Raw genomic sequence first — 14,029 nt, 5'->3', positions numbered from 1 at the left:
ATTGGGACCTATTTCATGGTGGGAAAGGGTAGCTTATGTCCTTGCTGTTGCGGGCACAACGCATGATAACTGCACCATGGGCATAACTGAGATGGGGTGGCCTCAAAATCTTGAGCCGCAATTCTCATCTGAATTTTTTCCCACACGATATCGAGAGAGTGCTCGAACCTCTCGAGATCCTCACGGTCGGGTATGAGGTCGAGAAATGGATCATCGGTGCTTAAATAAATCAGACGGAGCATGGTGGGAACGCGGTTATTCAAACGCCACCAGGCAAGAGCATAAAACCGCATCTGATCCATAGCTTGCTGGCTAAAGCGCTCAGGAGGTTTTTTGCCCGTCTTGTAATCCACAATGCGTAATTCCCCCGTTGGAGCTCGATCCACGCGATCAATAAAACCTCGTATAGGCACCCCATTGGGTAAGGTGCCGTTAATATATTTCTCACACGACAGAGGATCAAAACCCCGAGGATTTTCTACCACAAAATAGCGGCGCAGCAAGACCCACGCCTCATTGAAAAATTCTCGTTTCTCCTCTGGAGTGGAAACGAGATTGCGAATCTCGGGATCTTTAGCTGCCATGTGCTCGAACACTTCGGGAATGCGTCGCGTTAAAGAATCGAGGGTGCGAGCCGAGTGGTCGAGGCTAAAAAGATCTTCTAAACATTGATGCACCACAGTGCCCTTAATTTGAGCCCTAGTCTTCTTCTCTGGGATCTTATCTATGGCCCGGTACCGGTAGAGCAAAGGGCACTGTTTAAAATCCGACAGTCGCGAGGGGGAGAGAGCTAGCTTCATGACCTCCCATCTTAAACCACGCTCATTCGCTGTTCTAGACTAGAGGCTATGGACGATATCAAAGATTTTATCCACGCAGCACCTAGTTCCTTTCACGCAGCACATCTCGGTGCCCAGTTGTTAGCTGCCGCAGGTTTTGTCCGTCAAGAGGAAACAGAACCGTGGGACAGCACTCCAGGTGGACACTATCTCATCCGCGGGGGAGCACTTGTTGCCTGGTTCATACCAGAGGGGGCCTCAGATCACAGCGGCTTCAGAATTATCGGCGCCCATACCGATTCGCCTGGTTTCAAACTGAAATTCCACGGTGACCTCCATCGCCACGGCTTTAATCAAGCAGCGGTGGAAGTCTACGGTGGACCCATCATTCCGTCATGGTTCGACCGTGAGTTGAGACTAGCTGGAAGTCTAGGGTTGAAGAACGGATCCACAGTGCTCGTGGATACCCCAGCACTCTTTCGTATCCCGCTGCTCGCCATCCACTTAGATCGCACGAGCAATGAGGCATTGAAAATCGACAGGCAACAGCACACCCAGCCCATCTACGCAGTGGGGTATGAAGACACGAGCATCACAGATATTCTCGCCCAATCAGCAGGTGTAGCCGCCGACGATATCATCTCCCATGATCTGATAACCTGCGATGCCCAGCGGGGTGAGTATTTTGGTTTGAATGAGGAATTTCTAGCAGCAGGGCGTCTTGACAATCTCTCCTCAGTATTCCCCGGAATCAAAGCTCTCATCGAGGCGGTATCAGCGGGTGGAGCATCGAATAAGAGCGATGTATTAGTGCTCGCTTGTTTCGACCATGAAGAGGTGGGATCCCAATCCATCACAGGTGCTGCTGGGCCGCTTCTTGGAGATGTCCTCGAACGTACCGCGGTATCCCTCGGGGCAAACTACGATGCCATCAAGAGAATATATGCCCGTTCGCATTGCGTTTCCGCAGACGCGGCTCACTCTCTGCACCCCAACTACGCGGATAAGCACGATACAACCAACTTCCCGATACTGGGCAGTGGCCCCGTTCTCAAAGTCAACGCCAATCAACGATATGCGTCCACTACTGAGACGTCCGCTATGTGGATTACAGCCTGTGAGCGTGCAGGGGTCAACTCTCAAGTATTCGTGGGCCATAACGCGGTACCGTGCGGTTCAACCATTGGCCCAATTTCTGCAACCCGACTGGGAATCCCGACGGTCGACGTAGGCATTCCGCTGCTGAGTATGCATTCGGCCCGCGAGCTGTGCCATCGCGAAGATCTCGCGGGGCTCCAGCGAGCCCTGCACAGCTATCTGGTAGCCTAAATCCCCATGGCATATTCAGGTCCTTTTCAAGTAGGCGATCGCGTCCAGCTCACTGACCCAAAACGACGGCATCTGACAGTCGTCCTTGAATCTGGTGGGAAACTATTCACCCATAAAGGCGCAATCGCCCACGACGATATCATCGGCTCTCACGAGGGCACCGTGGTCAAATCAGAGCAAGGCTATGAATACCTTTGTTTCCGGCACCTGCTCGTTGATCATGTTTTGTCTATGCCCCGTGGTGCGGCAGTCATCTACCCTAAGGACTCCGCGCAGATTTTAGTCGAAGGGGATATCTTTCCCGGCGCGCGCGTGCTCGAAGCAGGTGCCGGCTCTGGTGCCTTGTCCATGGCTCTACTGCGCGCCGTCGGAGAGAAGGGCGAAGTCTTCTCCTATGAAATTAGGGAGGACCACCTCGAGTTCGCGGAATCGAATGTCGACCAGTATTTCGGTACACGACCCGCCACGTGGCATCCACGACTCGGTGACTTTAAAGAAATCTCGCTCGAAGAGCTCAACGGTCCAGTGGATCGAATCATCTTGGACATGCTTGCGCCGTGGGAGTGCTTGGAAAAGGCTCAGGAATTACTCCTTCCGGGCGGCGTAATAATGGCCTATGTAGCAACGGTCCCCCAGCTCATGAAGGTAATGGAGGGTATTCGGGAGCGGCAGTGCTTTACCGAACCGAGAGCATGGGAATCGCTTGTTCGAGATTGGCGTGTAGAAGGTTTGGCTACGAGACCAGAGCACCGGATGAATGCTCACACCGCATTCCTCGTCTTCGCACGACGCCTCGCTGATGGGGTGACCCCGCCACGTCCACAACGTAAAGCTCGGAAGTAGCTCGCGCCAAGCCGACTATTGCGAGACATACTCGCGCGGGCAGTCGGCTTCCTCCGTGATCGTCGATACTGTCATCTCACCGTGCGCGCTAAATCTGACTTAGGGTGCACTACCGAGTAAGCTGAGCGGCATGCAATCCTCCACCACAATGCTTAAACTGCAGCGAGAAAACCGCGAACTCCAGGCGCGTGCAGCGAAGATGGCGGATCTTCTTAAAGCTTCCCGGCATAAGCTTGAGGAACTTCACGGACAGCTGGAAGAAATGGCGGCACCACCGTCCACTTACGGCGTTTACCTCGAACAATCTCCACGAGAAGGTTACGCAGAGGTATTTACTAGCAATCGACGGATGCGTGTCGCGATATCGCCTTTGGTAGATCCGCGAGACCTCCTTCCGGGTAAACTAGTGCGACTGGGGGAAGGCAACCAAGTTGTCGAGGTTTGTCATTTTCAGCACACAGGCGCGCTGGGGACTCTGTTAGAGGTTGTGGATTCCGCACGCGTCCTCGTGGCCACCCAGACTGGTGAAGAGAAGATTCTAAGGATCGCTCATGATATTAAGGAGCAGTTAAAGCGCGAAGCTCGTCCAGGCGATACGTTGCTTGTCGATGAAAGATCCGGCTACGCCTTTGAAGTTATTCCTAAAACTGAAGTATCGCGGCTAGCTCTGGAGGAAGTCCCTCATATCACCTATGAGGATGTGGGGGGCTTGGCTGAGCAAATTGAGCAGATTCACGATGCTGTAGAGCTGCCTTTCCTTGAGCCCGAGCTTTACCGGCGCTATAATCTCACTCCACCCAAAGGTGTTTTGCTCTATGGCCCGCCTGGCTGTGGGAAAACCCTCATCGCTAAGGCGGTGGCGCATTCTCTAGCCGAGCGCACTCAGCGAAGATCCGATCCAGATGGATCTCGACCATCAAGCTATTTCATCAACGTTAAGGGACCTGAATTACTAAATAAGTACGTTGGTGAAACGGAACGCCGCATCCGACTGATCTTCGAGCGGGCCCGAGACCTAGCCAGCGAAGGACGCCCCGTTATAGTCTTTTTTGACGAAATGGAGTCCATCTTCCGCACCCGAGGGTCTGGAGTATCCTCGGATATGGAAACGACGGTAGTTCCACAGTTGCTCACAGAGCTCGACGGCGTGGAAAAATTGAAGAACGTTATTGTCATCGGAGCCACGAATAGGGAAGAGCTGATCGACCCAGCTATTCTGAGGCCAGGACGCTTAGATATTAAAATTCGCGTGGGTCGTCCCGATGCTGCTAAATCTCGCGATATCTTTGCCAAACATCTTGGTGAAGATATTCCTCACGCTGAGGACATTTCTGTATTGATCGATAATGCTGTGGAATATATGTTTGCCGACCACCCCTTTGTGGAGTTGGTCCTTCGAAGTGGCACAGTTGAGGTCCTCCACTACCGCGATTTCGCCTCCGGTGCGATGATTGCAAATATCGTGGATCGGGCAAAAAAATACGCCATAAAAGATCAACTTCGAACTGACAGCGCCTCCGGAATTACCAGCGAGCATCTCAGGCGCGCAATCGATGCCGAAAATATGGAAAGTGAGGATATGCCCAATACGTCGCATCCCCACGAGTGGTCACGAATCCTAGGGCGCCACGGTCTTGAGGTGCAAGAAGCTCGTGTGATCGGGGGACCACTTTAATGTCACGCATCCTAGGTACCGAAACCGAGTATGGCATCTCCAGCCCTGATCAGCCGCAGCTAAGCCCCATCATTACCTCAACACACGCTGTCGTTGCCTTCGGGCAATTAGAACACCAGGCCTTAAGCACTCGATGGGATTATATATCTGAGCATCCACTTAGAGATCGTCGCGGCTTTGACCTAAAACGCTTTCATCATATTCCCGTCGTGGATCCTCGGGCGCTCGGTGTAGCGAATGTCATGCTCCCGAATGGAGGTCGATTCTATGTCGACCACGCCCACCCGGAATATTCCAGCCCCGAAACGACCAATGCCCGCGATGCAATGATCTACGACCAGGCGGGCGATATCATCCTCCAGCGTGCTGTCGACCATATTGCCCATTTAACTCAGGCGGGTCACTCGATTCTCGAGCACCATGACCCCTGCCCTCCCTTAAGAATCTACAAAAATAATGTCGACGGAAAGGGTGCGAGCTATGGCAGTCACGAAAACTATCTCTACCGACGCGATACAGACTTCGACGATATAGCGTCATCTCTCATTCCCTATTTCGTTTGTCGCCAAGTTTTAACAGGCGCCGGCCGCGTCGGTATCGGTTCCCTAGGCGAACAACCGGGCTTTCAAATAAGCCAACGCGCTGACTATATCGAACAGGAAATTTCGCTAGAAACCACTCTCAACCGCGGAATTATCAATACACGCGATGAACCTCATGCTGATTCCGATCGTTTTGGCAGGCTTCATATCATTGTTGGCGACGCAAATATGTCACAAACCGCAACTGTTCTGAAATTAGGGATGACCAGTCTCATCCTCGATGCGATTGAGAACGGAGTAGATTTTTCCGATCTACGCCTCGCCGATCCAGTACAACATATTCGCCTTGTTTCACGAGATCTATCTCTATCTCAGACATTGCAGATGGCAGATGGTTCTTCACGGACTGCTCTCGACATATTGCGGATCTATGCCTCAAGAATTCAACCGGATGAGTATGTTTACCCTTTGTGGATGGAAACCATGGATATCCTCGAGGACGAGGGGTATAAAGGCTGCGCAGACCGACTCGACTGGTGCGCTAAATGGTCACTGATCTCTGCCTATCTCAGCCGAGGTTTAGACATTGATGATCCTAAAATCAAATTATTGGACTTACAGTATTGCGATATTTCCCCCGAGCGCAGCCTTTATCATGCCTTAGTGAGATCGCATCGAATGCTCACCCTCGTCTCCGCGGAAGATATTGCCACCTGCGCAGATATCCCGCCTGCCGATACCCGCGCTTACCTCCGTGGCAACCTCATATCCCACACATGCGTAGATGCTGCTAATTGGGATTCCGTGACGAGCGCTGGCAGTAAATTTGCAATGCTGGATCCACAGGGATATACCCGCGATGAAATCAGCAATCTAGCCGGAGATTCAGACTTATTTAATCGGTTTCCGTTTCTAAAGAAAGGACACGTGTAAATGGCTCATAAGCATCGTATGCAATCAGGATCTCCCGAGGGTGAAAACGAGGGGGAGTTGGGCGATATCTCAGCAAGCCAGATCCAGGTAGATCATCAGGGGGTGGATGATCTCCTCGATGAAATTGACGGCTTGTTGGAAACAAATGCCGAAGAGTTTGTTCGCTCCTATATCCAAAAGGGCGGCGAGTAAGTGTTCTCGAGGCGCATCGTCGGCATCGAGACTGAGTACGGAATAAATTCGGTATCTGCAGATGTCCGCCAACCGCGACTGGACGTCGACGAGATCGCACGGCTACTCTTTCGCCCTGTCATGGATCAATGGAAAAGTTCCAATGTCTTTATTCCCAACGGTTCTCGGCTCTATCTAGATGTCGGCTCTCACCCAGAGGTGGCCACCGCCGAGTGCGATAGTCTCTCCCAACTCATCAGCTACGAACGCGCGGGGGATAAGATTGTAGACTCCCTTGCCAGCCAAGCAGAGCGAGCGCTTGCTGAAGAAGGGCGACCTCACCGGATCTATCTTTTCAAAAATAATCTAGACTCCTTTGGAAATTCTTATGGCTGCCATGAGAATTACCTGGTTGCCAGAGAGACGGTGTTACGCCACCTTGGTCGATCCTTCTTGCCTTTCTTAATTACCAGGCAACTTATATGCGGCGCCGGGAGTATCCAAGAAGGTTCATTCCAGCTCTCTCAGCGCGCCGATCATGTATGGGAGGGAGTCTCTAGTGCCACAACACGCTCGCGCCCGATCATCAATACCCGCGATGAGCCCCATGCCGATTCCCATCACTATCGTCGGCTACATGTGATCGTGGGGGATTCAAATATGGCCGAACCCTCTCTCGCCCTCAAAGTAGGTTCCACAACTCTAGTATTGGAGATGCTGGAAGCGGGAATCGAGTTTCCGCGGCTGGCCAGCGAAAAGGATATCTCCGTCATTCGAGAGATATCGCGTGATTGCACCGGCCGAGCGGTGGTCCCGTGCGAAAAGGGCCCATCAATGAGTGCATTAGATATTCAGTGGCGCTACCTTGAAGCCGCACAGAAATGGCTGGAACACCGCGACGACAATAATTCAACTCCCAACTCCGAGCTAGTTAAGGTGTGTCACTTGTGGCGCCTCGTATTAGAGGCCATCGAATCTACAGATTATTCCCTCGTTGAGCACGATATTGATTGGATCATCAAACTTCAACTGCTGAGGCGCTACCAACGCCGCCTCGGACTATCTAGTACGGATTTCTCCCACCCTAAGCTCAAGCAGGTGGAACTGACCTACCACGACATAAGGAATGAGCGCGGTCTGCATCGAATCATGGAATCAAAAGGACTCATTCATCGGTGGATTGATCCCAGACTGGTAGATATCGCCCAAGTACATCCACCGCACACCACCCGAGCCCACTTACGGGGCCGATTTATCCAAGCTGCCCGGGATCATGGGGTAGAATTCTCCGCGGACTGGATGCGTCTGAAGGTCAATGGGTCGGAACCGCACAGCGTAGAACTCGGGTGCCCGTTTAGCCCCCACGACACACGCGTTGATGAACTTATTGAGATCATGAAACGAGAAGGCAGGGAATGATTCGTTGTGGCAACTCCCACCGAAGTGAAATTAGCCCGAATCACGAATCTTACTTTTGCTTTGCTCGAAGCAGCACATTCAGGGCGCCGTTATCTCACATTCGAAGACATTTACCGTGACGTCTATGGCTACGCAAAAGACGCTAAGACGCCCATCCGGACGGTATCCGCAGCACGACGCCTTTTTACCCGTGATATCGACACCCTCATTTCGTTGGGGGTCCCTCTCGAGAACGTCAATATCGAGGGTATTAGTGTGTGGTGCCTTAACTCCGATGACTATCAGCTTCCACCGATCGAATTCACCGAAGAAGAGGCTCGGGTTTTAAGTCTCGTAGGCAAGATGGACAGTTGCGGAGAACTTGCTACATTTTCCCGGTCCGGGTGGACCAAGCTGGCGGCTAGCGGGGTGCCAAGTTCGCTCAACGAGAAACCGTTATTCACCCCCATCAACGATCTTTCACTACTCAGTTCTCAAAACCTCGATCTTATCGACGAAGCTATCGCGCAGCGAAAGCGCCTGCGATTCTATTATCAGCGTGATCAGGCCAGTGACTTTTATGAACGGTGGATAGACCCATGGGCGCTTCTCACTTATAAAGACAGGCTGTATCTCATTGGTTATGATATCGATCGCGCGGCACCGCGCTGTTTCCGGCTGAGGCGGCTATCAGATATCTCAATCGTAGACCCCCAAGAATCAAGCGCATACGGGGACTTTAATGCGCCTGCAGCAGGGACCAATTTTCTTGATCTTCTCATCGGACAACTCGGAAGCGGCACCACATTTATCACGGCTGAGCTCTTCATCACCCCTGGTGTAGCGAACGATCTTCGATCACTGGCCCAGCCGCTCGGCGATAATCGGTATGTCTTTCGCGACGTTGACGCCGATTGGTTGAAGCGTCAAGCCATGATCCACGGCCCATCTGTGCGAGTGGAATCACCCGACTCCCTGATCGCGGAGATCCGCGAGCTCGTTGATATGGCTCTAGGGGAGAGGTAAATGAACACCCATTATCTCGATCTGGTGCGGATGCTGAATCTTTTGCCCTATTTTCAAAAGCATCCGGGGCGTTCAATTATGGAAGCTGCCGCTGACCTAGGAACCGACCCCGGGACGTTGAAGAAGGATTTAAACCGCTTGTATTGTTGTGGTCCTGGCATTACTCCTGATCAATTGGTCGATTTGAGATCCGAGTTTCACTCGGTGAAAATCCTTGATAGCCAGGGCATGGATTTCCCGCTACGGCTCAATCGAACGGAGGCCAATGCCCTCATTCTCGGTTTGGAGTCACTGCTATCGGCTCCTGGCTTGGTGGAAAAAGAAGCCGTGGAGTCAGCGATCGAGAAGATCAGGTCACTGCTCCTAGCCACTGGTTTACAGGTTAATAGTTCCGATCATCTCGGTCGAGAACAAACCCGTGACGAACACGGTGAGAAATTGGCATTGATAGCTACCTCGTTACAAAAATCCCAAAGGATAGCATTCTCTTATTACTCACGCGCCAAGGATGCACTCAGTAAACGGTACGCCTCGCCGGTACGCTTATTTAGCAAAGACGGTCTAGTCTATCTTCACGCCTACGATCATGATGCCGTAGACCATCGCACTTTTCGCATCGATTGCATAACTGACTTGACGCTGGAGAACGAGTCCGCGGAGAGCCATCTTGAAGAGCTCGAATTCGATAGCAACGACCCCTTTGACTTCCATGCGGTCACCGAACATGCCACCATCGTCATATATCCCCATGCCAGTTGGTTAGCCGATACCATACCCCACAGCCAGGCTCTATTAGATGAAGATCACCACCTGTGGATTACCCTGCCACTTGTATCCAGAACATGGCTGGTTAATTTCGCCCTCGGCAATACTGACCGTATGAGAGTCGTCGAACCTGCAGAAATCGCCGACACTGTGAGAAAACGAGCCAGAGAGCTCAAAGGTGCGTATGATTAGGACGTAATGAGACATCTGACGATTGAGAGATTTCTCTTAGCCAGCGCTCTACCATAACGTTGAGCAGATTTTCCTGATCTGTTGGACCTTCAGAAAGGACCCCTATGCCAAATTTAGGCCCCCTCGAGATCATCCTGATTCTCCTCGTTTTCATTCTCCTTTTCGGTGCTCGTAGACTACCCGATGCTGCCCGTTCACTGGGACGCTCCATGCGTATCTTCAAGTCGGAGGTCAAAGAAATGAGTAACGATGATAAGGCAGTTAGTGACCAGCAAGCGATCGCCCAGCAGCCAGTAACGCCCTCTCCCATCAGCGCGTCACCTATTAATCAAGGGCCAGCGCTTAACCCCAACCAGGCTCCCTATGCCAACCAGGGGCCAGCTACTCATCCCAACCCTACGCAGTACCCTCAGCAGGGCGATAACCCGAATCCCTTGCAGGCTCCTTTTCCCCATCAAGGGCACGTAACAAATCCAGGGCAGGGCTCCGTAGGCAACCAAAATCCTCAGGCTTAGGTACAGTTCCTCTTAAGCAATGATGAGTTCTCTTACACCAGCCGCATCTACAGAAAAACAGGCGAAGAAAAAGCGATTTAGGCGCAGCAGCAATCCGGAAGCTCAAATGTCTCTGGTGGGGCACCTCCAAGAACTACGCCGCCGAGTAATCATATCGGTCATTTGGTTGATTCTCGGATCCATCGCCGGTTTTCTGTGGTACCAGCACGCGGTACTATCTATTCCTAGTCTCGGAGAGATTCTGCGCGGTCCTTACTGCTCCCTCGATCCTTCGAAGCGCGCATCGTTTACGCTCGACGGCGAATGCCGCTTGCTCGCGACCAGCCCCTTCGAGATGTTTCTCCTGAGACTGAAAGTTGGTGCCCTTGCTGGTGCCGTATTCGCCTCCCCAGTGTGGCTATACCAGATGTGGGCTTTTATAACCCCAGGGTTGAAGCGCCAGGAACGTAAGTGGACTTTCACCTTTGTCGCTAGTGCTGTTTTCCTCTTCGTCGTGGGCGCACTCCTCGCCTATTTTGTGGTCGCCTATGGCTTGGATCTGCTTCTGACTATCGGCGATAATACCCAGATCGCGGCGCTTTCGGGTGGACAATACTTTAATTTTATTCTGGCACTACTAGTTATTTTTGGCGTCAGTTTCGAACTACCGCTCATTATCGCCATGCTTAACGTGGTGGAATTAATCAGCTACCAAGCCATTAAAGAGAAGCGACGCTTTATTGTCTTGGGTATTTTTATTTTTGCGGCTTTTATGACCCCCGGTCAAGATCCATTTTCCATGGTTGCACTGGCTTTCTCGCTAAGCTTACTCATGGAATTAGCGATCCAATTCTGTCGCTTCAACGACCGACGCCGAAGGATTGACCGCCCCGAGTGGCTGGACCTAGGCGATGAAGAAGCCTCGCCCCCGGTTCAAACCTCGCGAAATCCCGACGAATCGTCGACCTTAGCTTCGGCTCCCATATCTAAGCCAGCGCCTTTAGCTGAAGACAAAAACTATTTCGACGACATTATCTAAATAAGCGGATGCACCTATATTCTTGGTGCATCCTTTTAGCTTAGGTAGCCTTGAGCCATGAGCTTTGGTTCCCATCTCGACGTTTTTCGTCAATCACTATCCCATCCACTTGATGACTTCCAGATCGCTGGTTGTCAGGCTATCGAGAACGGACACGGAGTTCTCGTTTGCGCCCCAACTGGAGCGGGCAAAACTATCGTGGGTGAATTCGCCGTATCACTGGCCTTATCGCAGGGTACAAAGTGCTTCTATACCACACCAATCAAGGCCTTGAGTAACCAAAAATATCACGACCTCGTAGGCGCTCACGGATCCGATAACGTCGGACTTCTCACTGGCGATACCTCAATCAATCGAGATGCAGATATCCTCGTGATGACCACCGAGGTACTTCGCAATATGATTTACGCGCAGTCGGATACCCTCGATCGACTCAGTCATGTTGTCATGGACGAAATCCATTTCCTTGCGGATAGATCACGCGGTGCCGTATGGGAGGAGGTCATTCTCGGTCTGGCGGACACAGTCAAGATCATTGGGCTCTCAGCGACCGTGAGTAACTACGAAGAATTTGGAGAATGGCTACAAACTGTCCGCGGAGATACCGAAGTTATCATCAGCGAGGATCGCCCTGTACCGCTGGATCAGTGGATGCTCGTTGGCCGCAAAATTTTCCCGCTGTTCGAACCCAACGAGGTAGGCACTGTCAACCGGCGACTCGAATCCTATATCGAACGCATCAGCGGTGACGATCGGCCTCACGGGCATTCTGACTTTTTCGCTCAGAAGTCTTTCCGAGCCCGATCAGGTGGAGGATCAGGTCGCACATCAATTGACAGACCGCAGGCAAAACGCACCGATCGCCATCGTCCCCTAGGGCGACCTGAGGTTATTCAAATTCTCAGCAACCACGAGATGCTACCCGCGATCGTCTTCATCTTCTCACGAGCCGGTTGTGATGGCGCTTTAGCACAGTGCTTAGGCTCGAAGATTGTGCTTACGTCCCAGGAAGAATCTGAGAAGATTGCTGAAATTGTTGCTCACGGCGTCAAGGATATTCCAGAAGAGGATCTAAAGATTCTCGAATTCCGAAAGTGGAAGGCTGCACTCACGCGAGGGTTTGCTGCTCACCATGCGGGCATGCTTCCGGCTTTTCGCCATATCGTGGAGAAACTTTTTACTCGTGGACTAGTTAAAGCTGTATTCGCCACCGAAACTCTAGCGTTGGGTATTAATATGCCAGCACGCTCGGTTGTTTTGGAGAAATTAGTTAAATACGATGGTGAAGGCCACGTTGATCTCAGCCCTGGCCAATTCACCCAACTGACTGGGCGTGCGGGCCGGCGGGGGATTGACACCCTAGGTAATGCAGTTGTGATGTGGGCGCCCGCGATGGATCCGCAGCACGTTTCTACCCTAGCATCTACGCGTACCTATCCACTTATCTCAACTTTCGCTCCTGGCTATAATATGAGCGTCAATCTGCTGAAAACTATCGGTTTTTCGCCCGCTCACCGCCTTCTGGAAAAATCCTTTGCACAGTTTCAAGCTGATGGCAGTGTTGTCGAAGAGATCCGTGATATTGAGCGAGCGGAGAATCGGGTAGAGGATCTTGAAAGAAAACTACAAAGGGCCATTGCTACCGCCGATATCGCCAGCGAAGATCCCTTAGCTAATATACTTGAGTACTTTGATCTTCGCAGTTCATTATCTCGAGCCGAGAAAGCCCAGAAGAAACGGTCTCTCGAAGAGCGTGCCATCGAGGTCACCGCAGTGCTTTCCCGACTACAACTAGGGGATGTTATTGCACTGCCCGGAAGAAAAAAACCTATTCTTGCTGTAGTTGTACAGCCAGCCCATAACCGCCACGATCCGCGACCAAAGATCATTATGGAATCGGGGTGGGCAGGTCGCGTCGATAGTGCGGCCTTTCCGATCGCCCCCCAACGCATCGGTCATATGCGTTTACCGCGCCCCGTTATTGCGCGTCCGGAAAAAAATTCACGGCTTGCCAAGGAGCTCTTTGCCAAGAATTCCTATCCGAGACCAAAAAGGATGCGCCCGGATATGCGCCATCGCCCTAGCACAGAGATATTAAAACTACGTGCGGAGTTGCGCAGTCACCCAGCCCACTACTGGCCCCATATTGATGATCTCAATCCACTCGGACAGCAGCTGACTCGCGCCCGTCTCGAGCTTAAAAAGAGGCGAAATCAGGTCAACCAAGCCACCGAAACCTTGGGCAAGCAGTTTGATCGCATCCTTGGTCTGCTGGCCGAAATGGACTACGTGGAGTTTGACGAGTCAGGCACGCCCGCAATCACCGAAGAAGGTGAGCGTTTGGCGCTCATTCACAGCGAGTCCGACCTTCTCATTGCCCAGTGTCTGCGTCGTGGTATCTGGGATGGACTTGATCCAGCCGAATTAGCCGGCGTTGTGAGCATGTGTTCCTTTGAAAATCGTCGTGAAGCGCGAGGGGAGGCCCAAGGGGCTACCGACGCCATGGTCGTGGCCATGAATAATACAATGCGGATATGGGAGCAATTATCTTTTGATGAACGCCGACACCGTTTGACACAGACCAAGATGCCCGAACCTGGTTTCGCTCTTGCACTCCACCAGTGGACGGCTGGAGCTCCATTGGGCTATTGCCTAGCTGCCGCCCACGAGTCGGGTGCGGAATTGACACCGGGAGATTTTGTACGGCAGGCACGCCAAGTGGTGGATCTGCTAGAACAAATGAATAAAACCTCGTATAACGAAGATACTATTCATACGGCTAAGCAGGCTGCTGCAGCAATCCGCCGAGGTGTCGTCGCCCTGGGAACTTAGGGTCTCCGCTT

At 52.1% G+C, this 14,029-nt stretch carries 12 protein-coding genes; 11 read left to right on the top strand and 1 reads right to left on the bottom strand.

Translation table 11 applies throughout. The features are described from left to right. Positions 1-8 precede the first annotated feature (8 nt). Complete coding sequence (locus tag N7326_RS00410; protein WP_259076932.1) at positions 9-800, bottom strand: RecB family exonuclease; 792 nt, start codon at positions 798-800, stop codon at positions 9-11. Positions 801-848: 48 nt separating this feature from the next. Between N7326_RS00410 and N7326_RS00405 the strand changes: the two genes are divergently transcribed. The 11 genes from N7326_RS00405 to N7326_RS00355 all read left to right on the top strand — a co-directional run bounded on the left by N7326_RS00405 (position 849) and on the right by N7326_RS00355 (position 14,018). Then, the gene (locus N7326_RS00405; protein WP_259157794.1) at positions 849-2,108 is read left to right on the top strand and encodes a M18 family aminopeptidase; all 1,260 of its coding nucleotides are present in this window, start codon (positions 849-851) and stop codon (positions 2,106-2,108) included. A 6-nt stretch (positions 2,109-2,114) separates the two neighbouring features. After that, the gene (locus N7326_RS00400; protein WP_263087999.1) at positions 2,115-2,951 is read left to right on the top strand and encodes a tRNA (adenine-N1)-methyltransferase; all 837 of its coding nucleotides are present in this window, start codon (positions 2,115-2,117) and stop codon (positions 2,949-2,951) included. Positions 2,952-3,081: 130 nt separating this feature from the next. Then, the gene (arc, locus tag N7326_RS00395) at positions 3,082-4,626 is read left to right on the top strand and encodes a proteasome ATPase (RefSeq protein WP_263087998.1); all 1,545 of its coding nucleotides are present in this window, start codon (positions 3,082-3,084) and stop codon (positions 4,624-4,626) included. Then, entirely contained in the window at positions 4,626-6,101 is a 1,476-nt protein-coding gene (gene dop / locus N7326_RS00390) for a depupylase/deamidase Dop (protein WP_263087997.1), read from the top strand. The genes arc and dop overlap by 1 nt, the downstream gene beginning before the upstream one ends. Beyond that, positions 6,102-6,293 carry a ubiquitin-like protein Pup gene (locus N7326_RS00385; protein WP_396125047.1) on the top strand — a complete coding sequence of 64 codons (192 nt, stop codon included), beginning with the start codon at positions 6,102-6,104 and terminating at the stop codon, positions 6,291-6,293. Then, entirely contained in the window at positions 6,294-7,691 is a 1,398-nt protein-coding gene (gene pafA, locus N7326_RS00380) for a Pup--protein ligase (RefSeq protein WP_259157798.1), read from the top strand. A gap of 6 nt (positions 7,692-7,697) precedes the next feature. Beyond that, positions 7,698-8,696 (top strand): helix-turn-helix transcriptional regulator, encoded by a 999-nt coding sequence (locus N7326_RS00375; RefSeq protein WP_259076940.1) that lies wholly within the window; start codon positions 7,698-7,700, stop codon positions 8,694-8,696. After that, positions 8,697-9,653: a helix-turn-helix transcriptional regulator gene (locus N7326_RS00370; RefSeq protein WP_259157800.1), complete on the top strand. Its 957-nt coding sequence runs from the start codon at positions 8,697-8,699 to the stop codon at positions 9,651-9,653. 104 nt (positions 9,654-9,757) lie between these two features. After that, positions 9,758-10,168, top strand: coding sequence for a Sec-independent protein translocase subunit TatA (gene tatA, locus N7326_RS00365; RefSeq protein WP_259157801.1), 411 nt, complete (start codon positions 9,758-9,760; stop codon positions 10,166-10,168). A 22-nt stretch (positions 10,169-10,190) separates the two neighbouring features. Beyond that, complete coding sequence (gene tatC, locus N7326_RS00360) at positions 10,191-11,186, top strand: twin-arginine translocase subunit TatC (RefSeq protein ID WP_396124694.1); 996 nt, start codon at positions 10,191-10,193, stop codon at positions 11,184-11,186. A 57-nt stretch (positions 11,187-11,243) separates the two neighbouring features. After that, positions 11,244-14,018, top strand: coding sequence for a DEAD/DEAH box helicase (locus N7326_RS00355; protein ID WP_263087996.1), 2,775 nt, complete (start codon positions 11,244-11,246; stop codon positions 14,016-14,018). The last annotated feature ends 11 nt before the right edge of the window (positions 14,019-14,029 follow it).

This window comes from Corynebacterium sp. ES2794-CONJ1 (assembly GCF_025660615.1).
GTDB lineage: Bacteria > Actinomycetota > Actinomycetes > Mycobacteriales > Mycobacteriaceae > Corynebacterium.
This window is presented reverse-complemented; position numbering and strand designations above follow the sequence as displayed.

Coding starts and splice junctions, on each gene's coding strand:
- N7326_RS00410 (WP_259076932.1), bottom strand. CDS start 800: ATGAAGCTAGCTCTCTCCCCCTCGCGACTGTCGGATTTTAAACAGTGC.
- N7326_RS00405 (WP_259157794.1), top strand. CDS start 849: ATGGACGATATCAAAGATTTTATCCACGCAGCACCTAGTTCCTTTCAC.
- N7326_RS00400 (WP_263087999.1), top strand. CDS start 2,115: ATGGCATATTCAGGTCCTTTTCAAGTAGGCGATCGCGTCCAGCTCACT.
- arc (WP_263087998.1), top strand. CDS start 3,082: ATGCAATCCTCCACCACAATGCTTAAACTGCAGCGAGAAAACCGCGAA.
- dop (WP_263087997.1), top strand. CDS start 4,626: ATGTCACGCATCCTAGGTACCGAAACCGAGTATGGCATCTCCAGCCCT.
- N7326_RS00385 (WP_396125047.1), top strand. CDS start 6,102: ATGGCTCATAAGCATCGTATGCAATCAGGATCTCCCGAGGGTGAAAAC.
- N7326_RS00370 (WP_259157800.1), top strand. CDS start 8,697: ATGAACACCCATTATCTCGATCTGGTGCGGATGCTGAATCTTTTGCCC.
- tatA (WP_259157801.1), top strand. CDS start 9,758: ATGCCAAATTTAGGCCCCCTCGAGATCATCCTGATTCTCCTCGTTTTC.
- tatC (WP_396124694.1), top strand. CDS start 10,191: ATGAGTTCTCTTACACCAGCCGCATCTACAGAAAAACAGGCGAAGAAA.
- N7326_RS00355 (WP_263087996.1), top strand. CDS start 11,244: ATGAGCTTTGGTTCCCATCTCGACGTTTTTCGTCAATCACTATCCCAT.